This window comes from Streptomyces sp. NBC_00212, assembly GCF_045206365.1.
GTDB lineage: Bacteria > Actinomycetota > Actinomycetes > Streptomycetales > Streptomycetaceae > Streptomyces.
Window position 1 is genome coordinate 7,806,149 of record NZ_CP108115.1, and the last position, 22,549, is coordinate 7,828,697.

General features: G+C 70.1%; 27 protein-coding genes and 1 pseudogene. 17 read left to right on the forward strand and 11 right to left on the reverse strand.

What is annotated here, in order from left to right:
• Window positions 1-6: 6 nt before the first annotated feature.
• Both OHA17_RS35575 and OHA17_RS35580 read right to left on the reverse strand, forming a co-directional pair.
• Entirely contained in the window at window positions 7-1,074 is a 1,068-nt protein-coding gene (locus tag OHA17_RS35575) for a hypothetical protein (RefSeq protein WP_406509914.1), read from the reverse strand.
• Window positions 1,075-1,301: 227 nt separating this feature from the next.
• Window positions 1,302-1,955, reverse strand: a complete 654-nt coding sequence (locus OHA17_RS35580; RefSeq protein WP_406509915.1) for a hypothetical protein — start codon at window positions 1,953-1,955, stop codon at window positions 1,302-1,304.
• 295 nt (window positions 1,956-2,250) lie between these two features.
• On the opposite strand from OHA17_RS35580, the gene OHA17_RS35585 reads away from it, so the two are divergent.
• Window positions 2,251-2,589, forward strand: coding sequence for a co-chaperone YbbN (locus OHA17_RS35585; protein WP_053726815.1), 339 nt, complete (start codon window positions 2,251-2,253; stop codon window positions 2,587-2,589).
• A 20-nt stretch (window positions 2,590-2,609) separates the two neighbouring features.
• Here OHA17_RS35585 and OHA17_RS35590 read toward each other — a convergent pair whose 3' ends face one another.
• Window positions 2,610-3,377, reverse strand: coding sequence for a class I SAM-dependent methyltransferase (locus OHA17_RS35590; RefSeq protein ID WP_406509916.1), 768 nt, complete (start codon window positions 3,375-3,377; stop codon window positions 2,610-2,612).
• Between the two features lie 57 nt (window positions 3,378-3,434).
• On the reverse strand, window positions 3,435-4,628 hold the full coding sequence (locus tag OHA17_RS35595; protein WP_406509917.1) for a PP2C family protein-serine/threonine phosphatase: 1,194 nt from the start codon (window positions 4,626-4,628) through the stop codon (window positions 3,435-3,437).
• Window positions 4,629-4,835: 207 nt separating this feature from the next.
• Between OHA17_RS35595 and OHA17_RS35600 the strand changes: the two genes are divergently transcribed.
• Together OHA17_RS35600 and OHA17_RS35605 are read left to right on the forward strand one after the other, a co-directional pair.
• Complete coding sequence (locus OHA17_RS35600; RefSeq protein ID WP_406509918.1) at window positions 4,836-5,648, forward strand: maleylpyruvate isomerase family mycothiol-dependent enzyme; 813 nt, start codon at window positions 4,836-4,838, stop codon at window positions 5,646-5,648.
• 77 nt (window positions 5,649-5,725) lie between these two features.
• A complete protein-coding gene (locus tag OHA17_RS35605; protein WP_234392131.1) occupies window positions 5,726-6,154 on the forward strand; it encodes a hypothetical protein in 429 nt (142 codons plus the stop codon).
• A gap of 67 nt (window positions 6,155-6,221) precedes the next feature.
• Here OHA17_RS35605 and OHA17_RS35610 read toward each other — a convergent pair whose 3' ends face one another.
• Complete coding sequence (locus OHA17_RS35610) at window positions 6,222-7,442, reverse strand: MFS transporter (protein ID WP_406509919.1); 1,221 nt, start codon at window positions 7,440-7,442, stop codon at window positions 6,222-6,224.
• 219 nt (window positions 7,443-7,661) lie between these two features.
• Between OHA17_RS35610 and OHA17_RS35615 the strand changes: the two genes are divergently transcribed.
• A complete protein-coding gene (locus OHA17_RS35615; protein WP_406509920.1) occupies window positions 7,662-8,231 on the forward strand; it encodes a GNAT family N-acetyltransferase in 570 nt (189 codons plus the stop codon).
• 161 nt (window positions 8,232-8,392) lie between these two features.
• Here the strand turns inward: OHA17_RS35615 and OHA17_RS35620 are convergent, their stop codons facing one another.
• A complete protein-coding gene (locus OHA17_RS35620) occupies window positions 8,393-8,560 on the reverse strand; it encodes a hypothetical protein (RefSeq protein WP_398875265.1) in 168 nt (55 codons plus the stop codon).
• A gap of 243 nt (window positions 8,561-8,803) precedes the next feature.
• On the opposite strand from OHA17_RS35620, the gene OHA17_RS35625 reads away from it, so the two are divergent.
• Window positions 8,804-9,100 carry a hypothetical protein gene (locus OHA17_RS35625; RefSeq protein WP_406509921.1) on the forward strand — a complete coding sequence of 99 codons (297 nt, stop codon included), beginning with the start codon at window positions 8,804-8,806 and terminating at the stop codon, window positions 9,098-9,100.
• Between the two features lie 41 nt (window positions 9,101-9,141).
• Here the strand turns inward: OHA17_RS35625 and OHA17_RS35630 are convergent, their stop codons facing one another.
• Entirely contained in the window at window positions 9,142-10,107 is a 966-nt protein-coding gene (locus tag OHA17_RS35630) for a helix-turn-helix domain-containing protein (RefSeq protein ID WP_406509922.1), read from the reverse strand.
• A gap of 107 nt (window positions 10,108-10,214) precedes the next feature.
• Between OHA17_RS35630 and OHA17_RS35635 the strand changes: the two genes are divergently transcribed.
• Window positions 10,215-11,288 (forward strand): saccharopine dehydrogenase family protein, encoded by a 1,074-nt coding sequence (locus OHA17_RS35635; RefSeq protein WP_406509923.1) that lies wholly within the window; start codon window positions 10,215-10,217, stop codon window positions 11,286-11,288.
• A gap of 9 nt (window positions 11,289-11,297) precedes the next feature.
• Here the strand turns inward: OHA17_RS35635 and OHA17_RS35640 are convergent, their stop codons facing one another.
• A complete protein-coding gene (locus OHA17_RS35640) occupies window positions 11,298-11,702 on the reverse strand; it encodes a hypothetical protein (protein ID WP_398875273.1) in 405 nt (134 codons plus the stop codon).
• A gap of 360 nt (window positions 11,703-12,062) precedes the next feature.
• Window positions 12,063-12,980 carry a MurR/RpiR family transcriptional regulator gene (locus tag OHA17_RS35645; protein ID WP_053726824.1) on the reverse strand — a complete coding sequence of 306 codons (918 nt, stop codon included), beginning with the start codon at window positions 12,978-12,980 and terminating at the stop codon, window positions 12,063-12,065.
• A gap of 243 nt (window positions 12,981-13,223) precedes the next feature.
• Between OHA17_RS35645 and OHA17_RS35650 the strand changes: the two genes are divergently transcribed.
• The 8 genes and pseudogenes from OHA17_RS35650 to OHA17_RS35685 all read left to right on the forward strand — a co-directional run bounded on the left by OHA17_RS35650 (window position 13,224) and on the right by OHA17_RS35685 (window position 18,872).
• The gene (locus OHA17_RS35650) at window positions 13,224-13,643 is read left to right on the forward strand and encodes a hypothetical protein (protein ID WP_406509924.1); all 420 of its coding nucleotides are present in this window, start codon (window positions 13,224-13,226) and stop codon (window positions 13,641-13,643) included.
• A 98-nt stretch (window positions 13,644-13,741) separates the two neighbouring features.
• The gene (locus OHA17_RS35655; RefSeq protein ID WP_406509925.1) at window positions 13,742-14,419 is read left to right on the forward strand and encodes a DUF305 domain-containing protein; all 678 of its coding nucleotides are present in this window, start codon (window positions 13,742-13,744) and stop codon (window positions 14,417-14,419) included.
• 228 nt (window positions 14,420-14,647) lie between these two features.
• On the forward strand, window positions 14,648-15,784 hold the full coding sequence (locus tag OHA17_RS35660) for a permease (protein WP_406509926.1): 1,137 nt from the start codon (window positions 14,648-14,650) through the stop codon (window positions 15,782-15,784).
• Window positions 15,785-16,155: 371 nt separating this feature from the next.
• Window positions 16,156-16,962, forward strand: coding sequence for an alpha/beta fold hydrolase (locus OHA17_RS35665; RefSeq protein WP_406509927.1), 807 nt, complete (start codon window positions 16,156-16,158; stop codon window positions 16,960-16,962).
• Window positions 16,963-17,087: 125 nt separating this feature from the next.
• The gene (locus tag OHA17_RS35670; RefSeq protein ID WP_406509928.1) at window positions 17,088-17,639 is read left to right on the forward strand and encodes a hypothetical protein; all 552 of its coding nucleotides are present in this window, start codon (window positions 17,088-17,090) and stop codon (window positions 17,637-17,639) included.
• Window positions 17,603-18,001: a transposase gene (locus OHA17_RS35675; RefSeq protein ID WP_406509929.1), complete on the forward strand. Its 399-nt coding sequence runs from the start codon at window positions 17,603-17,605 to the stop codon at window positions 17,999-18,001. Before OHA17_RS35670 ends, OHA17_RS35675 begins: the two co-directional genes overlap by 37 nt.
• Window positions 18,002-18,003: 2 nt before the next feature.
• Window positions 18,004-18,591 (forward strand): annotated as a pseudogene (locus OHA17_RS35680) (IS3 family transposase); the annotation flags it as partial.
• Window positions 18,592-18,644: 53 nt separating this feature from the next.
• Window positions 18,645-18,872: a transposase gene (locus OHA17_RS35685; protein WP_406509930.1), complete on the forward strand. Its 228-nt coding sequence runs from the start codon at window positions 18,645-18,647 to the stop codon at window positions 18,870-18,872.
• A gap of 264 nt (window positions 18,873-19,136) precedes the next feature.
• On the opposite strand, the gene OHA17_RS35690 is transcribed toward OHA17_RS35685, so the two are convergent.
• Together OHA17_RS35690 and OHA17_RS35695 are read right to left on the reverse strand one after the other, a co-directional pair.
• On the reverse strand, window positions 19,137-19,367 hold the full coding sequence (locus OHA17_RS35690) for an e9imm peptide (RefSeq protein ID WP_406509931.1): 231 nt from the start codon (window positions 19,365-19,367) through the stop codon (window positions 19,137-19,139).
• Window positions 19,368-19,419: 52 nt separating this feature from the next.
• Window positions 19,420-20,067, reverse strand: a complete 648-nt coding sequence (locus OHA17_RS35695) for a TetR/AcrR family transcriptional regulator (protein WP_406509932.1) — start codon at window positions 20,065-20,067, stop codon at window positions 19,420-19,422.
• Between the two features lie 122 nt (window positions 20,068-20,189).
• Between OHA17_RS35695 and OHA17_RS35700 the strand changes: the two genes are divergently transcribed.
• The 3 genes from OHA17_RS35700 to OHA17_RS35710 all read left to right on the forward strand — a co-directional run bounded on the left by OHA17_RS35700 (window position 20,190) and on the right by OHA17_RS35710 (window position 22,547).
• Window positions 20,190-21,410: a cytochrome P450 gene (locus OHA17_RS35700; protein ID WP_406509933.1), complete on the forward strand. Its 1,221-nt coding sequence runs from the start codon at window positions 20,190-20,192 to the stop codon at window positions 21,408-21,410.
• 20 nt (window positions 21,411-21,430) lie between these two features.
• The gene (locus OHA17_RS35705; RefSeq protein WP_406509934.1) at window positions 21,431-21,622 is read left to right on the forward strand and encodes a ferredoxin; all 192 of its coding nucleotides are present in this window, start codon (window positions 21,431-21,433) and stop codon (window positions 21,620-21,622) included.
• A gap of 229 nt (window positions 21,623-21,851) precedes the next feature.
• Window positions 21,852-22,547, forward strand: coding sequence for an alpha/beta fold hydrolase (locus tag OHA17_RS35710; protein ID WP_406509935.1), 696 nt, complete (start codon window positions 21,852-21,854; stop codon window positions 22,545-22,547).
• Window positions 22,548-22,549: the final 2 nt, after the last annotated feature.

The following is a 22,549-nucleotide window of genomic DNA, read 5'->3' on the forward strand; positions in this document are numbered from 1 at the left end:
GCCGCGTCAGGCAGTGAAGCCCACATGGACGTGGTCGTGATGGGTGTCGTCCGAGAAGAACTGGTTCGCCGTGTCGCCGCCCGCCAGCTGCACGGGGCCGCCGACGTTGTACGAACCGGCCGCCGCCGCGGCCCGCATGAAGGCGGTGATCAGGGTGCGGGAGGTCGCCGGATCGACGACGGGGTGGCCGTCGATGCGCCACACGTCGAAGGCCCGGCCCAGTGGATGGTCGCTGGGGCGATCGGTGCCGAACACGTCCAGTGGGTGCCCGGAGCGTACGACGCTGACCGACAGCCGGTAGGCGCCCGCGAGTTGGAGCATCGCGCGCAGCACGCTGTCGTGCACGGCACCGCTGCGAATGTCGGCGGCCGAGGCGGGCGGCAGCTCGATCCGGGACTGACCGAGCACCTCCCTCGCCGCCGGGTCCAGCGCCTTGGCCGGGCCGGGCGTGGCGGGGTGCAGGGCGGTGACGCGCCAGCCGGCTGAGCCGCGGCTGAGCCGTACGTCGACCGTGGTTCCGCCGGACCGGACGGTGGTACCGGTCAGGGTGGGCTGGTCGCACACGACCAGAACGCTCGCCGTGTCGGACAGGATCCCGCCGTACTGGGCGTCGATCACCCGCACGACCGCCGCATCCCCGGACGGCATCAACGACCCTGCCTGGGCGGCCAGTTGAGATGCCGACGAGGTCGAGATGCCCAGGGCGGCGGCCCGCCCTGCCGCCGCTTGCCCGCTGCCCTGCCCGGCAGGCCACGTACCCAGCGCCTCGACCAGCTCGACGGCGGCGAGCTTGGCCGCGGGCTCGATCTCCCCGGGCCCCGGCCGCCACGGGACGGCCCGGGGCAGCCCGGCGCCGCGGCTCTCGGAGACGGACGGTGAGCCGGACGCGGGCGAGATGGCGGCGGACGGCGTGTGCGAGCCGGTCGCGGGCGAACTGGTGGAGGCGGCCGACGACGTCTTCGCCCCGCCCGAGCAAGCGGCGGCACTCACACACCAGGCCGCCGTGGCGAGCAGTACCGAACGGCGGGCGAGGGCTCCGGGCGGATGCGGGCAGGGCGGGGGAGGCAGGGCCATGACCGGCTCCTCGGACGCGCGGCGTACGGAAATGCCGCCAGTATCCGCCCGCGCGCCCGTCCGGCGGGGCGCCTCGCCGGGCAACCGACCGGAACTGTGCCGGTGGCCGAATCTCCCGGCGGCCGGCACGGACCATCTGCACACCGCATACGGACCACATAGGGCTGTGCCCCACACCGGACAGGACCGGTGTGGGGCACAGCCCCATGAAAAGGGCCTGGCGTGCGTTACTTCCAGTAGATGCCCTGGCCGAGGGTGTACGGGTCGCCCCAGTACTCGGCCGAGGCGACCTTCGTCGCGGTCGACGGCGCCAGGGCGACCGCGCAGCCGGTCTGGGTGTGGCCGTTGGTGAAGCCCTTCGGCAGCGAGTCGCTGGGGCACTTGTCGAACGTACCGATGACCATCAGGTCCTGCGCCTCGGTGCCGTCCCCGAGGAGCCCCTTGATGTGGCCCACCGACGCATAGGCAAGGTCCGTGGTGCCGGTGTTCTTGATCGAGTACCGGATGTAGTAGGGGACCTTCCCCTTCACCTGGTCGCCCATCTTGAGCGGGGCCAGGTCGCCGGGCTGCCCCTGGTCGATCGAGGTGACGGTGAGTGCGATCGTGCCCTTGGTGGTGGATCCGTAGCTGAACGGTATCTGCGCCGCCTCGCCGATCTTGAAGCTCTGCCCCGCCTTCGCCGTGCCGCCGCCACCGGCCGGAGCGGGTGCGTTGGGCGGTGCGGAGTGGGTGGGGGCGGTGGACCCGGTGGCGGGAGGGGTGGACGCGTTTTTGCTCGCGCCGTTGTCGTCGCCGTTCTGGCAGCCGGTCAGGGCCAGTGCCCCGGTGACCGCCAGACCGATCGCACCGTACGCGGTCCGCCGCACGCCGAAACTGCTCACTGTTTCCCCCATATATGACTGTGGACCGTCAAACGCGGTCTCTGTGATCACACTTCTTAGTACGGGAACGTGGGTCTCCGCCAGGGTCGTCACCGTTCCATGACCTGCTCAATACGCAAGCGGAACGTGTTCATCGCCGCAGGTGGGATGTGTAGGAGCGGGTGCCGGGCCGTCGCCTGCCGACGGGGCGCTGGGCAGGGCGCGGGGTTGCGCGGGTGATGATGGGTGCCGCGGTACCGATGCCGGTGCTGATCGCAGTACCGACCGGAGTACTGCGCGGAACACGAGGAGTGCCATGGCCCGCAGGGTCCACCAACCACTGGAGAACCAGGAGTTCGACTTCATCCTCGGCATGACCGACGGCCCGGTGCTCGCGTACTTCTGCGGGACCTGGCCCAAGGCCGTCAAGGCGTGCAAGGCGATGGACGAGGTCGTGGGCGAGGCCGCCGAGGAGTACGCGGGGCGCCTGACCGCCGTCAAGGTCGACATGACGCGCTGCCCGGGGCCCGTGCAGCGGTACGGAGTCACCGGTGCGCCCACCGTCGTTCTGCTCAAGGGCGGCGAGGCGACGGCCACGGAGACCGGCCCGATGGACGGGCCCGCGTTGAGGGAATTCCTGGACGGCAATCTCTGAGGAGTGGGAGGCGGCCCGGCTCAGGCCCTGGTGGCGACCGTCACCACGAGCGGCGGAAGCCGGCGTTCGGCCGCCCAGTCGCGGCTGCGCGCATGATCCGGGTCCGCGACGCCTTCCGCCTCCTTCGGCGTCGGATGGTGCTGCACGGTGGTGGTGAACCCCGCGCGTTCCAGGAGGACGCACATCGCGGCGGGGGGCCACGCGTGGTTCGGCATGGTCTGCCAGGTGCCGTCGGAGCGGCGCAGCCGTACGGTCATGGGCTGCCCGGGGTGGTAGCTGACGCCGGACTCGCCGACCCGCAAGGAGGCGTACTCGATGCCGCTGCCCGCGGGGTCCGTGGTCAGCAGGACGAGCGGGGCTCCGGGCCGCAGCAGCCGGTGGATCTCGCCGAACACGCCGAGGACGGTCCGCTCGTCGGGCAGCGACGCCAGGACGTGGTTGCACATCGCGGCATCCGCGCAGGCATCGGGCAGCTCGTCCGCCCGGCCGTCCGTGACCAGGTGGTACTCGGCCCCGGGGGTGTCCTGTTGGCGGGCCAGGACGAGCATCTCCGGGGAGGCGTCCACGCCGACGATCCGCATGCCGAGCTGCCGGGCGGCATGGTCGGCGACGCGCCCCGGCCCGCAGCTGAAATCCAGCAGCGTCCCGCCCGCCGGACCGTTCTCGGCCAGCGCCCGGAACACGAAGGGATGGCCGAGCAGCCAGTCGGTCGCCGCGTCCACCGCCGCGAAGGCCCGCGCGCCCTTACGCCCGGACCAGGCCCGCTCGCCCGCTGGTTCCTGCGGCATGGCCTGGTCCCGCCTCTCGGATGCGTACAGTGCACAGGTTTCTCCATCATCGAGTCCCTACGGGTGGGGCGCACTCCGCTCGGCAGGTGAACGGAGCCGTTCGATGGCCACCATCGCGGCGTCGTCGCCCAGGGTCCGGGTGGGTGTGTGGGCGAGGAGGTCGTCGCGGAGGTGGCTCAGCAGGGCGCGGGGTCCGGTGCCGTGCCACGCGGCCGCGCGTTCCGCGAGCGGGTAGAACGCGCCCGCCTCGTCGCGGGCTTCGAGGACGCCGTCGGTGTAGAGGAGCAGAATGTCGCCGGCCTCGAACGGGAAGCCCTGCGCGGCGAGTTGGGACTCTGCGAGGTCGGACAGGCCCAGCGGCGGCGCCGGCTGGTCCACCTCCAGGGGGATGACGCGGTTGCCGCGCAGGAGGAGCGGCGGGGGATGGCCGCAGTTCACGAGCTGGAGGCCCTGGCCGAGGTCGGGGATGTCGAGCAGGGCCGCGGTGATGAACGCCTCGCTGTGTTCTTCGGAGGGGGAGTGGGACTGCGGGTCGGTGTCGGTGTCGAGGCCGGTGGTGTCGAGGCCGACTCCAGGGGCTTGGTCCAGGTCCGGCGCGACCGCCCGTTCGAGGTAGTCGACGAGCCCAGGGAGGTCGGCCTCCTGGTGGGCGGCGGCCCGGAACGCGCCGAGGACGAGAGCCGCGTCCCCGACCGCCTCAAGCCCCTTGCCCCGTACGTCGCCGATGATGAGCCGGGTGCCGTGGGCGGTGCGGGCGGCGGCGTACAGGTCGCCGCCGATCTGCGCGTCGGCCGCCGCGGCCAGGTACACGCTCGCGATGCGCAGCGGCCCGAGGCGCTCGCGCAGGGGCCGCAGCACGACCTGCTGCGCGGCCTCGGCGACCGAGCGCAACTGCACCAGCTCCTTCTCGTGGACCTCGCGCAAATGGGCGAACAGCGTCACGAACACCGAGATCAGAAGCAGCGTGATGATCTGGAAGGTGTGGTTGAGGTCGGTGACACTGCCACGCACCATCGCGACGATCACCTGCGCCGCGACGGCGACCGCTCCGACGAACCCGGTGGCCCGGGGCCCGGCGAACGAGGCCGTGACGGCGGGAGCCGCGGCCAGGAACGGGCCGAGGTGCACGTCGGGCGGGGCGAGGACGTCCCCCACCGTGACGACCGCGATCATCGTGAACGGCACCGAGAAGAGGGCGTGACGCGTCGCCGGGGAGCGGGGCCGGGCCGCGCGCAGTGCCTGAAGATCCATCACTCCTGAATACACCGCACCGCCGTTCACACGCAGGACGCCTGGCCGAGTGTGCCGCGACCACACCGCCCCAGAGGTGACCCGAGTCCGCAGGGACTCCGGCTGCGGAGCAGACTGGGCTCCGACAGTCCGCGCAAGAGCCTCCGGGACCCGGGAGGCGACCCGGGCTGTCGGACCGTGGAACCACAAGGGAAAAGGTGCAGCCACATGGACAGCGGCATGGACAGGGACAGGTCACTCGACTCGCGCTGGGTTTCCTCGCCCGCGGCCCACCGCGAGGCGGTGATGACGGAGACCGCCAGGTTCGTGGCGGTCGTCGAGCCGGCGGACCTGACGACGCCGGTGCCGAGCTGCCCCGGCTGGACGCTCGTCGACCTGATCAGGCACACCGGAAGCGTGCAGCGCATGTTCTCCGGGCTGCTGCGGCAGCGCGTCCAGGAACGGCCTCTCACCCGCGACACGCAACTGGACCTGCCGGCCGACGACGCCGGCTACCCCGGCTGGCTGACGGCGAGCTCGCAGGTGGCGGCCCGAGCGTTCGCCGACACCGACCCGGATGCCCCGATGTGGGTGTGGGGCGCCGATCCCCATGCCCGGTTCTGGATGCGGCGGATGCTGTTCGAGACGCTGGTGCACCGTGTCGACGCGGAACTCGCCGTGGGCCTGCGGCCCGTCATCGACCCGGCTCTCGCGGCCGACGGGGTGGACGAGTTCCTGGTCAATCTGCCGTTCGCCGCGTCCTTCGCGCCCAAGACCGCGCACCTGCGTGGCCAGGACGAAACCGTTCGCTTCCGCTGCACCGACCGGGCCGGCGACTGGCTGGTGCGGCTGCGCCCCGACGGCTTCGGGCTCGCCCCCGCGGACGCCGAGGCCGCGCACCCGGCGGACGCCAGCGTCGAGGGGGCCGCCGCAGATCTGCTCCTGCTCATGTACGGCCGCCTCGACCGGACCTCGGACGCCTTCGAGACGTCTGGCGACGACGACCTGCTCGCGCGCTGGGTTGCCAACTCCGAGTTCTGAGGGTGCCGAGGGGTTCCGAGAGCGACTGGGCCGCGACGGCCGCGGCGGCGACGGACCGGGAAGGGAAGGAGTGGCTCGTGCCGACATGGGGGCTGATCGTCGAGATGACGGTGGGTACGGGGGATCGCAAGCATGTGGAGGCGTACGTGCTGACGCATGTGGAGGGCTCGCGCGACGAAGCCCTCGCGGAGTTGGAGGGCCGGGCCCGGCGCTTCACGCCCGAGCATCCACGGAACCCGAAGCGGCGCCGGCTCTTCCGGGCCGGCGACGGCTTCGTGCTGGTCATCGACGGCTCCTGGCAGTCCTACAGCGCCCGGTTCACCGTCGCCGAGCTGCTGGACGACACCGCCGCGCCCGTACCGAAACGCGAGCCCGAACCACAGCCGGAACCCGCCGACGCGGTGCCGCCCCGGATACCCCCGATGCCGACCGCTCCGCCGGAACCGCGGTATCCGGACGGCGTCCCCGTGAAGCCCGCATGGCTGGGCCGCTCGGACCTGTCCTGACGGACGACTTGCAGCCGCACCCGTCAACTCGGGCCGCAGCCAAGGGCATTGGGCTTGACGGGTGCCTCTATCGGGGCTCCGGCCACGAGACCTTCCTCATGTGGTGAGCCCACACCACGAGCACCGTCAGCACGGCCGCCACGCCCCCCGTCGTCATGACCGTCGAAGCCGAGAAACGGTCGACGACGACGCCGCCGACCAGCGCCCCGGTGGCGAACGTGGCCTGGAACGACGCGGTGAACAGGACTGAGGACGCCTCCGGCGCCTCGGGGGAGGCCTTCGAGAACCAGGTCTGCGAGCAGACGGGCACGGCACCGTAGCCGACGCCCCACACGATCAGCAGAGCCACCGCGCCCAGCTCCCACCGGCCGAGCACCGGGAGCAGCAGGGTCGCTCCGGCGATCATCGCGGCGGCCGTCGCGAAGGTGGCTCGCGGACGACGTGCGACTGACGACCCGCCGAGGAAGTTGCCGGCGATGCCCGCAACTCCGTAGATGAGCAAGAAGACCGTGATGTGGCCGGAGCCCACATGTGTCACCCGCTCCAGGAAGGGCGCCACATAGGTGTAGGTGCCGAAGTGTGCGAGGACGACGAGGAACGTAGTCCCCAGCGCGAACCGGGTGTTGACGTTCCGGAACATGCCGCCGAGCACATGCAGCCGGGTCGTCCGCCCGGCAGGGAGCGGAGGGATCACCACGAGCAGCAGCACAAGCACCCCGACGGTGAAGAGCCCCATGGCGAGGAACGCCGTCCGCCAGCCCGCGAGGTCGCCGATCAACGTGCCCAGCGGCACTCCGAGCACCGAGCCGAGGGGGACCGCCGCGAAGATCACCGAAGTGGCGCGGGCCGCCGACTCCGCCGGCACCAGACGGCCGGCCAGACCGGCGCCGATGGACCAGAACCCACCGATGGTGATCCCGACCATCACGCGAGAGACCAGGACCAGCCAGTAGCTCGACGCCATCGCGGCAAGGAAGTTGGCCAGCGCCAGCAGGAGGACGAACGCGCCCAGCATCAGCCGACGGTCGATGCGCCCGGTCGCCACGGTGACCAGCGGCGCCGAAAGCGCGGCCAGGAAGCCCGGCATGGTCATCATCAGGCCGGCCATGCCGTCCGAGACGGTGAAACTCGATCCGATCGACGTCAGCAGGCCGATGGGAAGGATCTCAGTGGTGACGATAGAGAAGATCCCCAACATCACCGACAGTACGGCCAGCCAGGACAAGAGTGCCGATCGAGTCGGTGGTGCGGAGACTTCGTCGGACGTGGTGACGGCGGTGGAGGACATGGCTCCCGTCCTGTGTGTGGAGGCACCACATGGCATGGCCAGGGGTAGGTGTGGCCACTACTCCAGCAGGAAGGGAAAGCAGCTTCTGGCAGCTCCGCGACACCACCCATGGGGGCGCAAGGTGATGTCGTGTTCTCGCGAGGCGCGCGCAACTACGCAGTGACCGTAGGGTCTGGCCGACGGCGCTGTGGGCGCACGTCGAGACCGTGGAGGGTGTGGATGTACGCGATAGCCCTGGGCGAGGACGGCGCCGAGCTGCGCCCGCTCGAACCCTGGCAGGCCGAGGAGTTCCTGAACCATGTGGATCGAGGGCGGGAGTTCATCGGGCGGTACAACGGGCTGCCCGACGTCGTGACCGACCTGGAGTCGAGCCGGGCGTTCCTCCAGACGTACGCGGACAGGACGGCGGCCGACACCGGGCGGCTCTGCGGCATCCGGGCCGACGGCAGACTCGTCGGCGCCGTGCTGTTCCGCAGGCTCGACACCGCGCAGGGCATCGCCGAGGCGGGCTGCTGGCTGGAGCCGTCGGCAGTGGGCAAGGGACTGGTGACCCGCGCCGTGCGCGCGATCATCGACTGGGCCGTGGAGGAGCGCGGCATCCACCGCGTGGAGTGGTGGGTCTCGGCAGCCAACGAACCGAGCATTGCAGTGGCCCGGCGCCTGGGCATGACGAAGGAAGGCGTGCTGCGGGAGAGCTACCTGTACCACGGCGCCCGGCACGACGAGGAGATCTGGGCAGTACTCGCGCCGGAGTGGCGGGCGGCCAGGAAGGTGTCCCGACCGGCATGAAGACGCGGTAGAAGACGCCAACGCGCCTGTTCGGGCGCCCAGTTGTGACACACACCTTGTGAAGCACGCCGGGTCCGTCGCCCAGTTGTGAAGCACGCCGGATCCGTCGCCCAGTTGAGGAACAAGGCGGATCCGGCGGCTGGACGTGGCGCTGTGCGCGGCTAGTTGTGGCCGAACTTCCGCGGCTGCTTGTGGGAGACCTCTGGCGTGGTGTGCGTCGTTTCCGGCGCGGCAGGGGTCTTCACCTGCTCCGTGGTCTCGGAGGTGGCGCTCCGGTCATGGCCGCCGGTGCGTGCTCCCCGGTTCTGGCGGGTCTGCTTCTTGCTCATGGTGGTCGCCCCCTGCTGGGCAGGTCGGAGGTAGAGCCATCTCCACGCTCGCACGCACCCCCGTAGATCGCATTCTGGGTGTGGCCCGCCCCGGAGGGCCGGGTTCGTCGGCGTAAGGGGCGTGTTGACGGGTGCGGGATTCACCTCCGTACGCCTGTGACGACACGTAGTCATGTGCATACGGTGAGTCGCACCAGTGGGTCGTTTGAGGGTGCGGCCCGCGGTGACGGAAGGGACAAGTGCATGGTGCGACGCACGATGACGGCGCTCGGTGTGTGCGCGGCGGCCGCGACACTCGCGCTCGCGGCCGCGAATTCCGCGTATGCGGCCGAGGGGGTATTGATCATCGACGGTGTGGCCCATGAGCATCCGAGCGGCTGCTTCCCCCTCGGGGACTTCGCGCCACCTGTGGTGACCAACCACACGGACGCGGTCGCCGAGGTGCACTCCGGCCCCAACTGCACCGGACAGGTCACCTGGTTGATCTATCCCGGCGAGACCTACCGCCCGAACGGCAGCCGGAGCGTGTTCGTCCTCTGAACCCGGCATCCCCTCGGTCCGGTGCCCGGCCCGAGGGGATGTCAGCGCATGCCGAAAGTGCGCCGGTACGCCTCGGGCGGCAGGCCCGTGACGCGGGCGAAGTGGCGGCGCAGGGTCGCGGACGTCCCCATACCCGTGCGCGCCGCGATGTGCTCGACGCTGTCGTCGCCCGACTCCAGGAGTTCCTGCGCAAGGCGTACGCGCTGGCTCAGCAGCCAGCGCAGCGGCGAGGTCCCGGTGACGGCATGGAAGTGCCGGGCCAGGTTGCGGCTGCTCATGGCCGCCTGCCGGGCCAGATCCTCCACCGTGAGCGGCTGGTCGAGGCGGTCGAGGGCCCAGGGCAGCAGGTCGGCGAGCGGGTGGTCGCGCCCGTGGGTCACCGGCGCGGGGATGAACTGGGCCTGGCCTCCGTCCCGGTGCGGCGGTACGACGAGGTGTCGGGCCAGCGCGTTGGCCACCGTCGCGCCGTGGTCGGTGCGGACGATGTGCAGGCAGAGGTCCATCCCGGCGGCCTTGCCCGCCGAGGTGAGCACGTCGGTCTCGTCGGTGAAGAGCACCCCGGCATCGACCGTCACCCTCGGATACCGCGCCGCGAGCAGCTCTGCGTGGGCCCAGTGCGTGGTGGCGCGGCGGCCGTCCAGGAGCCCCGCCGCGGCCAGCACGAACGCCCCGGTGCAGAGCGAGACCATCCGGGCGCCGGCCGCGTGCGCGGCGCGGACCGCGTCGATCAGCTCACCCGGCGGGTCGCCCTCGATGTCGTCCTGCGCCGGGACGATCACCGTGTGCGCGGAGACGAGGGCGTCCAGACTGTGGGTGGTGTCGGCACGGAGCCAGCCCCCGACACGAGCCTGCCGCGAGCCGCACACGCGGAACGAGTACCAGGGATCCACCAGCTCGGAGTGGTCGGTGCCGAACACCTCACAGGCCGCCGCGGCCTCGAAGAGCATGCTCCCCTCGGCGACGGCGAGCGCCACGGTCCGGCCGTCCGAAGTCACAGAAGTACTCATGTCCGAAACTGTACGCCCCTCGTCGTTCCGGCCGCTGGTGCATGGGGGTCCGGAGCCAGCACTATGGCGTCACACCACATACCACCTGCAGAAACCGGGAGCCAACGATGAGTTCCGCCCTTTCCCCCCTGTCTGTTCCGCACACCGTTACCTGGCCCGACGAGCGGCCCGTCGCCGTCGTCGGCGCCGCGGGCCACACGGGCCGCTTCGTCGTGCGGGAGCTCCTGAACCGCGGTGCGCGCGTCGTGCTCGTCGGCCGCGACCGGGCGAAGCTCGACGGGCTCGGCGAGCTCGCCCCCGACGCGCCGGTGCGCGTCGCGTCGACGGGGGACGCGGCGTCCCTCGACCGCGCTCTGGAGGGCGCGTCGGCGGTCGTCAACTGTGCGGGGCCGTTCCTCGCGACCGCGCTCCCCGTTGCTCAGGCGGCACTGCGCGCCCGCCTTCCCTACCTGGACGTCGCCGCCGAACAGGCCGTCACGGCGGCGCTGTTCGACACGTACGACGCGCGGGCGAAGGAGGCGGGCATCGTCCTCGCCCCCTCGGTCGCGTTCTACGGTGCGGTCGGCGATCTGCTGGCCACGGCGGCGCTGGGTGACTGGACGGAGGTGGACGAGGTGGTCCTCGCGTACGCCCTCGACAGCTGGCTGCCCACCCTTGGCAGCCGGCTCACCGGCAAGAGCAACGCCGGGCAGCAACTCGCTTACACCGACGGCAAGTTGAGGCCATTCGACTACACGCCGCAGGAATTCCCGTGGGAGTTCCCCGAGCCGTTCGGGACGCAGGGCGCCGCCCCGTTCGCGACGGCCGACCAGGTGACCATCTCGCGCCATGTGCGCACGCCCGAGGTGCGTGCCGTCATGAACCTCGCGCCGCTGCGGGACGTACGGGATGCGACCACGCCCGAACCCGTCCCCGCCGACAGCAGCGGACGCTCCGCGCAGACCTTCCTCGTCGAGGCGGCCGTCCGCAGAGGCGGCGAGACGCGCCGGGCGGTCGCGGGCGGCCGTGACATCTACGCGGTCACGGCGCCACTCGTCGTCGAGGCCCTCGCGCGCATCCTCGACGGACGCTCCCGCGCGACGGGCGTGGTCGCCGCCGGGGCGGCCTTCGACGCGGCGGACTTCCTGCGCGCGCTCACGCCCGAACACTTCACGCGGCTGGATCTGCCGGAGCCGGTGTAGGCCCCGGAGTCACCTCCGCGGTACGTGTGTCCTGCGCGCCGGGGCGCCGTCGTCCATGAGTGCCTCCATGACGAGCCGGACGCCCCGGGCCAGGCGGCCCAGCTGTTCGAGCTCCATCGCGTACATCCGGATGGTGTTCTCGATGACGGCCGGGGCCACACCGAGGGTGGGCAGTTCGGCGCGGCTGGTCTGGAGGGCGACGCGCACCGCGCGTATCTCGTGCTGCACCTGGATCTGGGCGTGCCGCGCGAGCAGGACGTGGTGGCGGATGAGGGGTGAGTAGCCGGCGTAGCGGGCCGGCAGCAGGTCGCGCAGCCAACGGGTGGCGGTGCGTTCCCAGTCACGACTTCCCGGCGATTTGACCTGGCAGGGCCAGTCCGGGCTGAGCGTGGTGGTGGGGGCCGTAGGGGACATTCTCGTCGCTTCCGATGGTTGTCGAACTCTGATCGAGAGAGGGGGGCGGCCCCGGCTCAGGGGTTAGCCGAGGCCGCCACGGGCGTGCCACCGGATCCAACAGCCTGGATCGGACATCCAGCGCGACGTGAGGAGGAGGGGGAGAGCGTCACGCTGGTCGTCCGTTCAGAGGGACTGGGTGGGGTCGCTCTCCTTGGCAGGAAGAGATCGGCGGCCGCCACGGCTCAGTAAACATATATACCGTTGAGTACACAAGGGTATGAAAAAATTCATGCGCCCCCAGGGTGTGAAGATCTTGCGCAGTGACCTGGGCGAATCGGGCCCGGGGGGAAGAAACGGAAGGGCGGGCCGACCGGGGTGCTAGAGGAAGAAGCCGTGCTTGTCGGCGGCCTGTTCGTACTCTTCGAGCCGAGCCTGCGTCCGCTCGGGATCGGCGTCGGCCATCGCCTGGAGGATGGCGGCGGCGAGCACGCCCGGCGCCGCGTACGAGTCGAACACCAGCCGTGAGCCGGTGCCGGCGGTCAGCGCCACATCGGCCTCGTCGACGAGCGGGCCCAGCGTGGTGTCCGTGACCAGCGCGACGCGCAGCCCCGCGCTGCGGGCCGCCCGCATCGCGGAGAGGGTCTCCTTGGCGTGCCGGGGCATCGCGAAGGCGAGCACCCAGGTCCCGCCCGCCGAGCGGGACTGCAGCAGCGCGTCGTAGGCGACGCTGCCGCCTCGCGTCACCAGCCGCACATCGGGGTGGATGCGACGGGCCGCGTACGCGAAGTACTCCGCGAGGGACACGGAGATCCTCAGGCCGAGGACCGTCAGCGGCACCGAGAGGGCCAGCTCGCGGCCGATCTCCAGGAGCTGGGTGGTGTTGGCGACCAGGCGCCGCACGTTCTCCAGGTTCTCGATCTCGGCGTCGACCGCCGCCTGGAGCTCGTTGTGACGGCTCTCCTCGCGGCCCTCGGGGGTGCCCGCGACCGCGCTCAGGGCGATCGGCTGGAGCACTTCCCGCAGTGCGGGATAGCCGCTGTAGCCGAGGGAAGAGGCGAAGCGGGTCACGGACGGCTGGCTCACCCCGACCCGCTCCGCGAGCTCGGTGATCGACAGGAAGGCGGCGTCGGTGAGGTGATCGATGAGGTACTGGGCGATGCGCCGCTGCCCGGGGGAGAGGCGGTGGCCGTCGAACAGTGCGCGGACCCGGTCCGCCGGGGCGCGCTCATGGTCCGAGGGCTCCCCGCTCGGCGTGATCGCGGCCGACTGGGCGCGTACCTGCTGCCCCGATGACACCGGCGGGCCTCCTTCTCGTGCCATGTGTGCTCAAAACATAGCTCACCCTTGTGGCGGACCAGCCCAAATTCCACCACTGACCTGGCTACTTCGGTGAAGCACACACCCTGCGGAGCCCGAGCGGGTGTGGTGAAACACCATTCGCGCACACCCGGGTGGGGAGTGTCCCGCACAAACCCGGTGGGGGTATCGTCGGGCCCGAGCGCAAGGACTCGTACGAGCGAGGGAAGGCCGAGGAAAGCCATGGACCGCGGACGGACGCGTGGGGCGGGGCTGTCCCGGCTGCTCGTGCTGTGTGCCGTCCTGTTCGGCCTCTTCGCCATGCACGGGGCTCCGGCGAACGCAGCCGCGGGTTGCCACGGCGAGATGGTGGAGCCGGCGCCCGGAACCGTGCCCATGAAGCCCATGGATGCGGGCCATGCGGACGTGGGCGGGCAGCAGCACGCCGCCCCTGTCGTCTCGGGGATGGGCGGCGAGCTCTGCGTGTCCACCCCCGCCCGCGAGCGCCTGCCGCTGGCCGCGGCCGGCCTGCTCGCCGTGCTCGGGCTGGTGGTCCTCGTGGTCTCGGGACTGCGCCGTACGGGGCTGTTCGCCGAGGCGCGGCGTGGGCCGCCGCTCAGTGGCAGAGGTCTGCTCCTTCAGGTGTGCGTCGCGCGGACGTGACAGGCGCTGCCCGGCCCGGCCCCGGCCGGACCGGCGAAGTGCCCTGCCCGTTCACCCGCGCCCCAGCATGGGCGTGGCCACCTGGAAAGAACCCTTTGATGTCCGTTTCCCGTTCCTCCGCCGCCCGTCGCCGCATGCTCGCGGCCGCCGGCACCGTCGCCGCCCTCGCCCTGGCGCTGGCCGCCTGCGGCTCCTCCGACAGCTCCAAGCCCGACGGTTCGGCCACGCCCGGGATGAACCACGGGGCCAGCGGCGTCCCGTCCTCCGGTACCTCGTCCCCGGGCGGCGCCTTCAACGACGCGGACGTGACGTTCGCTCAGCAGATGATCCCGCACCACCAGCAGGCCATCGAGATGGCCCGGCTCGCCGACGGCCGCGCCGCCGACTCCGAGGTCAAGAGCCTGGCCTCCGCGATCGAGAAGGCTCAGGACCCCGAGATCAACACGATGAAGGGCTGGCTGAAGGCGTGGGGCAAGCCGCTGCCCTCGGCCTCGTCGTCGATGGGGGACATGCCCGGGATGAACCACGGCTCGTCCGGCATGCCCGGGATGATGTCCGACCAGGACTTGAGTGACCTCAAGTCCGCCAAGGGCAGGGACTTCGACAAGAAGTTCGCCCAGCTGATGATCGGCCACCACCAGGGCGCGGTCACCATGGCCAAGGACGAGCAGAAGAACGGCGGCAACCCCGACGCGAAGAGGCTCGCGGGCAACGTCATCGCCGCCCAGAACGCGGAGATCGAGCAGATGAACAAGATCGTCGACCGGCTCAAGTAGTGGCGTGCGGCCGCCAGTTGTCGGCTGTCGGAGGTCAGCCGTCGGTTATCAGCCGACGGCTGACAGATTGCGGACAACAGATGGCAGATAACAGATATCGGATAGCCACCAACAGATAACAGCGAATCGGGTTCTGGGTCTTCGTCCCGGTGAGGGCCCGGAACCCCAACTCTCCCGTACGCCGCGCGACCCACCCGGCCCACGCCCCTCCTCGCGGAAGGCACGCCCATGGATGCCGTACTGCACGCCCTGCGCATCGCCGGCTCCATGAGCTGGGAGATCACCTGGGCCCTGGTCCTGGGCTTCGCCCTGTCCGCCGTCGTGCAGGCGGTGGTGCGCAGGTCCACCGTCGTCGCACTGCTCGGCGACGACCGGCCGCGCACCCTCGCGCTTGCGGCCGGGCTCGGCGCGGCCTCGTCCTCCTGCTCGTATGCCGCCGTCGCGCTCGCCCGCTCGCTGTTCCGCAAGGGCGCCCACTTCACCGCGGCGATGGCCTTCGAGATCGCCTCGACCAACCTCGTCGTCGAACTCGGGGTAATCCTGGCCCTGTTGATGGGCTGGCAGTTCACGGCGGCCGAGTTCGTCGGCGGCCCCCTCATGATCGTGCTGCTCGCGGTGCTGTTCCGTCTCTTTTTGCGGGAGGGGCTGCTGAGCCGGGCCAGGGAACAGGCCGAGCGCGGTCTGGCCGGCTCGATGGAGGGGCATGCCGCGATGGACATGTCCGTACAGAAGGAAGGCTCGTTCGCCGGGCGGCTGTTCTCGGCCGAGGGGTTCACGGCCACCGCGCACGTCTTCGTCATGGAGTGGGCGGCGATCCTGCGCGATCTCGTAGTCGGTCTGGTCGTCGCGGGCGCGATCGCCGCATGGGTGCCGGACGCCTTCTGGCGTACGTTCTTCTTCGACGGGCATCCGCTGGCGGCCAGGATCTGGGGGCCGCTGATCGGCCCGCTCGTCGCCATCGCCTCGTTCGCGTGCTCCATCGGCAACGTGCCACTGGCGGTGGTCCTCTGGAAGGGCGGGATCAGTTTCGGCGGGGTGGTCGCGTTCATCTTCGCGGACCTGTTGATCCTGCCGATCCTCGCCATCTACCGGAAGTACTACGGCGCCCGTATGGCCGCCTTCCTCCTCGGCACGTTCTATCTGGCGATGGTCGTCGCCGGGTACGTCGTGGAGTTCACCTTCGGCGGCCTCGGCCTGGTACCCGACCGGCGCTCGGCCACCATCCCCATGGCGGGCGTCGCCTGGAACTACACGACCTGGCTCAACCTCGTGTTCCTTGTGCTTGCGGCCGCCCTGGTCGTACGTTTCTTCCGGACCGGAGGGATGGGGATGCTCAGGATGATGGGCGGGGCGCCCGGCGACTAGGTGCTGTCCGGGCGACGCAGGAGACCGGGCCGGCTGCGTCGTCAGCCGTCTGCGCGCAGCTCAAGCGCTCACGACGCCGAAATGACCGATGACGGCGGAGCGTGCCGCCGCCATCCCGGCAACGTCAGCGTGTCAGGCCGCTGGACTGCTCCTCGACGACTCACTCCAGTGGGCCAACCCAGCGCATCGAGTGCATCGGCCAGGGCGAACCCCTTGTCAGGGGCTGTGACTGGGAAGGTTCACCGGGTTGCTGTCCGCTTCTGAGGTTCCGGACGGGTGGCTCTCGGCTGAGACGGCCGACTGCCGTCGGCGGCACGGGATGTCGGCAGTCTGTCGGTGCGATGTCGGTAGACAGGTACAAGCTTGTGCGCATGACTGAGCTTCTCGCGTCATCTGATGACGGCTGGCCCATCACCGCTCTCGACGACGGATCCGGTCCGAACCTGCTGGTGGTCCACCCAGGCGGCGGAGATGTGACGACCTGGGACGGTGTCGCACGCCACCTCTCTGATGACTTCCGTGTTGTCAGGATCCGACGACGGATCTATGTGCCCGAAGCACACATCGAACTACCTCACTCGATGGCCATCGAGGCAGCCGACATCGTCGCCGTCGCGGGTCTCCTGGAGCCCCCTGTGCTCCTCGTGGGGCATTCCTCGGGCGCCGTCGCCGCACTGGAAGCCGCATTGCTGGACCCGTCGGCGTTCGCCGGACTCTTCCTCTACGAACCGCCGATGCCCACCAAGGAGTTGCTCGCCGGGACGGCGGGCGCACGTGCTCGCGCCGTGTTCGACAGGGGCGATCCGGTCGAGGCGATGCGGATCCACATGCGGGACATCGTCCGCATGCCCGCGAACCTGGTCGACGCCATGTTCGCCGACCAGCAGGTGCGAGCGGCCTTCTCTGCGTACGCGGCGGCACAGATCGCAGACACCGAGGCGATCGACGCGCTCGGCCCAGGTGTTGATCGCTTCGCGACGCTCGAAATACCGACGACCCTCATCGCGGGCGATCTCAGCCCCGCCCACCTGCGCGAACGTCTGGCTGACCTGGCGGCAGTCCTGCCGGATGCGCGCATCGTCACGCTCCCACGCCAGGGACACTTCGCCCATCTCAACGCCCCTGACACCCTGGCCGACACCATCCGGGACATGGCGGGCCAGATCTTCCACCTGTAGCCGAACGGGTGCCCTGCCGCGGAAGGTTCGCCGGATTGTCAGGCTGAGGGTGTCAAGGGGCGGCCGCTCTCTATATCGACAGATGGTTCGATGGGCGGCGGCTGCGTGCAAGTGTGAAGAGCCGTATGCACAAGAACGCGGATGTGCTCACCGGCCTGCTGCGCTATCACGCGACCAATCAGCGGGTCTCCGGTGTGGCAACCCAATTGGGTGTGCGGCTGTCCCCACGCGGCCAGCGGGGCGCTTGGCGGCTCAACGGCCTGGCCTATCGATTCGTCATCGCGCATGAGATCGCCCACCATGTCTTGGGGCACTCGTCCGACCCGAGTTCGTTCGCGCCAGGCGAGCATGTCCCTGTCTGTTCCGAAAATGAGCGCAGGGAACGGGATGCGGACCTGCTTGCCTTCCGCGCCACCAGGCGGGCCGGCGAGATGCAGGAAGGCGGCCCGTTGATGGAACTTGAGGCCGTGGATTCAGCTACCAAAGGCGCACTGATCGCCATGCTCGGCCTGAACCTGACCGAACAGGCATTGTTCGTCCGCCGCGGCTGCACACATCCACCGGCCGCCACCAGGGCTGCTTGGCTCGCCGAGGGGGCTCGCCTCGCTTTAGAAGGAATCCCTGTGGAGGCTCTGCTCCCATGGGGCCTGAGCGAGAGCACTTCTCACTGGGCTTGATCCGCTTTGGCGGACATCCGAGATCAGGGGTTCAGCCCCGGGAGGATGTCCATCATGGAGAGCATGGGAAGAAGAAGCCTCGCCCTCGTCGCTCGTTCACGCCGGAGTTCAAGGCGGAGATCGTCGAGCTGTGCCGACGCGGTGACCGCTCGGTGGGTCAGATCGCCAAGGACTTCGATCTGACCGAGACCGCGGTGCGTGACTGGGTGAAGCAGGCCGAGGTCGATGCGGGCGAGCGGGACGGCCTGACCAGCAGCGAACGCGAGGAACTGGCCGCACTGCGGCGGGAGAACCGCCGTCTGCGTGAGGACGTCGACATCCTCAAGCGGGCCACGGCTTTCTTCGCGAAGGAGACCCGGTGACGGTGCACCCGTTCATCGAGGCGGAGAAGCGTGCAGGTCACAGCGTCAAACGAGCGTGTGAACTGCTGAAGGTCTCCCGGACCGCCTTCTATGCCCGCCGCGCTGCCAAGCCTGGCCCCCGCGCGGTCTGTGACGCCGAGCTGACGGAACAGATCGCCGACGTCCACACGAGATCGCAGGGAACCTACGGCGCCCCACGCGTCCATGCCGTGCTCAAGCGGGCGGGCGCCGGATGCGGCCGCCGACGTGTCGCCCGGCTGATGCGAGCTGCCGGCCTGCAGGGCCGACAGCGCAGACGACGGCACCAGACGACGGTCCCCGATCCACGAGCTGCCCTACGGCCCGATCTCGTCGTCCGGGACTTCCAGCCCGACCCCGCCAGCCTGGATGCCCGCTGGTGCGGCGACATCACCTACATCGCCACGGAAGAGGGCTGGCTCTATCTGGCCACCGTTATCGACATCGCTTCCCGTCGCGTGGTCGGCTGGGCAACGGCCGACCACCTGCGGACCGATCTGGTCGCCGATGCCCTCACGGCCGCCTGCCGCAAGCGCCGCCCCACCCGGCCGGTGATCTTTCACTCGGATCGTGGCTCGCCCAGTACACCAGCCAGCAATTCGCCGTTCTGGCAGAGCAGTTGGGGGTGCGTCTGTCAGTCGGCCGCACCGGACAGTGCTGGGACAACGCACTCGCCGAGTCGTTCTTCGCCACCATCAAGAGGGAGTTGCTCAACACCGGCTCCTGGCCCAGCCGGGCCGCCGCCCGCACCGCGATCTTCGACTTCATCGAGGGCTGGTACAACTTGCACCGTCTGCACAGCAGCCTCGGCTATCGCAGTCCCGCCGAATACGAGACCGCACTCGCAGCCTGACCACCACACCAATGGTGTCCGTCAAAGCGGAACAAGCTCACACAGCCTTTGTGACCCGCGGAGGGCGCTGACGTTCTTCACGCCGAAGGATCACCTTGCCAGATCATTCGCGGATCAGGGCGTGACGGGCGATTGGCTGCAGGTGTACTCCGTGGTCGCTGCGACTCTCTTTGCTGCGCGGCTGAATGCGCGGTGACGGTAACGGGCCACCGGCTCAGGGGCTACCCGGTATGGGCCTTACCGGCTTCGGGGTTGAGTTCGACCTCACAAAGCGATTGGCCGATACGCCAGGGCCTGGTCGACTACTTCATCAGCCGAGAGCTCCCGCTCCGGCGGCCAGAAGATCAAATCGCTCACATGGCCGGACGGGCACGCCAGGGCTCGGTCGAGCCTATTCAGCCAGCCGTCTACCTCGTCGTCTGAGGCGTAGTCCGCTTGCATGATCCGCTGCACGAGCGCCACCGCCTCCGCGCGACTCATCTCCAGTGCGCTCATCGAGTCCTCCGTCGAGTCACCCCGGCGGGGCGTGTGATCGGCATGACAGGTCCTAGTCGGCCTTGTTCGGCCGGCTCGCGGCCGGGCTCATGACCAGTGGGAGGTACACGTCGTCCACGATGTCCACGATGACCTCGTCCGCCACGGGCGCGCCGAACAGCAGGAAATGGTTGCGCAGCAGATCCGTCGCCACCGTGGCCCGCCGGGAGGAGAGGACCCATGGCTCGACCTCGCCGCGCTCGACGGCCCGTTCCAGGATGACGCCGACCGCCAACGGGCGGACGGTATGGATCCGCTCCCGGATCAGCTCGGCCAGCTCGGGATCGCGGGTCATCTCCCCGAGGAGTCCGCGCATGATCCCGCCGAGCGGGCTGGACATCGTGGCCGCCATCTGCCGCAGCAGGGCCAGCGCGTCGCCGCGGATTCCGCCGGTGTCGGGCAGGTCCACTTCGGAGATCTTGCCCAACTTGCAGGCGTCCAGGACCAGTTGGGCCCGGCTCGGCCAGCGGCGGTAGACGGCCGCTTTGCCCGTGCGGGCCCGTACGGCGACCCGCTCCATGGTCAGCGCGGAGTAGCCCACCTCGGCGAGCTCGTCCAAGGTGGCCCGCAAAATGGCGCTTTCCAGTTCCTCGCCGCGGCGGCGCGGCCCTTTGCGGTGGTCAGCGGATGGTTCGGTGGCCGGGCCGGTGCTGCTGGGCACCCATGCCTCCCGGGTGTGTCCGATAGGGGCCGTTGCGTTCTCTATGGGGGACAGCTTAGCCTCGCAGTTAGAGAACTGTCCGTTCTTTAACGTCTGAGGTTTCGAGGTATTCGATGACCGACATGACCGAGACCGCCGCAGCGATCCAGACACGCGAGGCCCCAGCTTTCCCGGCCGACCGCACGTGCCCCTACCAACTGCCCGAGTCGTACCGCCAGTTACGGGACGAGCCCGACGCGCTGAACGCCGTGACCCTCTTCGACGGCCGCAGGGCCTGGGTGGTCACCAAGCACGAGACAGCGCGGAAGCTGCTCGCCGACCCGCGCCTTTCCTCGGACCGCACCCGCGACGAATTCCCCGCCACGTCCCCGCGTTTCCAGGCCATCCGGCAGGTCCGCCCGGCCTTCATCGGCCTGGATCCGCCCGAACACGGGCCGCGCCGGCGGATGACGATCAGCGAATTCACCGTCAAGCGCATCAAGGGCATGCGGCCCGACGTCGAGCGCATCGTGCACGGCTTCCTCGACCAGATGCTCGCCGCGGGACCGCCCGCCGACCTGGTCAGCCAGTTCGCGCTGCCCGTTCCGTCCATGGTGATCTGCGAGTTGCTCGGCGTGCCCTACGCCGACCACGACTTCTTCCAGGACGCGAGCAGGCGCCTCGTGCAGGCGACGGACGCGGCCGGTGCGATCGCCGCCCGCGAGGACTTCGAGTACTACCTGGACGGGCTGATCACCACGATGCAGGCCAAGCCCGGCCCCGGCCTGCTGCACAACCTGGTGACACGCCAGTTGGCGGCGGGTGAGATCGACCGCGAGGAGCTGATCTCGACCGCACTGCTGCTGCTCGTCGCCGGTCACGAGACCACGGCCTCGATGACCTCCCTCAGCGTGATCACCCTGCTCGAACACCCCGACCAGCACGCCGCCCTGCGTGCCGACCCCACGCTGCTGCCCGGCGCGGTCGAGGAACTGCTGCGCTACCTCGCCATCGCGGACATCGCGGGCGGCCGCGTCGCCACGGCCGACATCGAGATCGATGGGCAGCTCATCCGGGAGGGCGAGGGCGTCATCGTCACCAACTCCATTGCCAACCGCGACAGTTCGGTGTTCGAGAACCCGGACGCCTTCGATGTGCACCGCTCGGCCCGCCATCACCTGTCCTTCGGGTACGGGGTGCACCAGTGCCTCGGCCAGAACCTGGCCCGCCTCGAACTCGAAGTCATCCTGACCGCGCTGTTCGAGCGCATTCCCACCCTGCGCCTGGCCGTGCCCGTGGATCAGCTGACGCTGCGCCCGGGCACGACGATCCAGGGCGTCAACGAACTCCCGGTCACCTGGTGACCGGGGAGAAGGGAGCCCCCATGCGAGTGTCCGCCGACCGGGACGTCTGTGTCGGCGCCGGACTGTGCGCGCTGACCGCGCCCGGCGTCTTCGACCAGGACGACGACGGTCTCGTGGATGTGATCACGCCCGATCCCGATCGCGCCCAGCAGCCCGCCGCCCGCCAGGCGGGGAACCTCTGCCCCTCCGGCGCGGTCCAGATCAGCGAATAGCCCTCGCCTCCGTCCGGACCGGGCCGCCCGAACGGCTCCGGTCCGGACGAGCGCCGTCTGCCTACGCTGCCCGCTCCTGCCCGCTCCTGCCCGCTCCCGCCCTCGATGCGCGGTACGTGCGTGGATCCCGCGGTGTCGGTGGTGGCCCGTCGGCGCGACCCGGGTGACGATGGGCTTCCCCACCCCGTCGGCGCGACCCGGGGGCTTTCCAGTCTGCGAGGAGCGGCGCATGACGACGTACGTACTCATCCCCGGCGCGGACGGCCGCGCCTGGTACTGGCACTTGGTCGTCCCCGAACTGCGCGGACGCGGGCACGAGGCCGTGACGCTGGATCTGCCGCACGACCCCGCGGCGGGTCTCGCCGAACATGTCGACGCCGTCGTACGGGCGATCGGCGAACACGACCAGGACCGCTGTGGGGCTTCGCCCGGGCTGGTCCTCGTCGCGCAGTCGCTGGCCGGGTTCTTCGCACCGCTCGTCTGCGATCGCGTCCCCGTCGACGGGCTGATTCTGGTCAACGCCATGATTCCGGCGCCCGGTGAGACCGCGGGCGACTGGTGGGCCAATACCGGCCAGGCCGAGGCGCGTTCGGCGTTCGCCGCGCGGCAGGGCCGCGACCCGGCGGCGGAGTTCGACCTGCGGACCGACTTCTTCCACGACGTGCCGCCCGCCGTGACCGAAGAGGCGATGGCCGCGGGGCCGGCCGGCCCTGCGGAGGCCCTCTTCGCCCAGCCCTGGCCGCTGAACGCCTGGCCGGATGTCCCGACCCGCTTCGTGCAGGGATGCGACGACCGGTTCTTCCCGCTCGACTTCCAGCGACGCAACGCCAAGGAGCGCCTCGGCATCGACATCGAGCCGATGCCCGGCGGACACCTCCTCGCGCTGAGCCGTCCCGCGGAGCTCGCTGACCTCATCTGCCCTTAGAA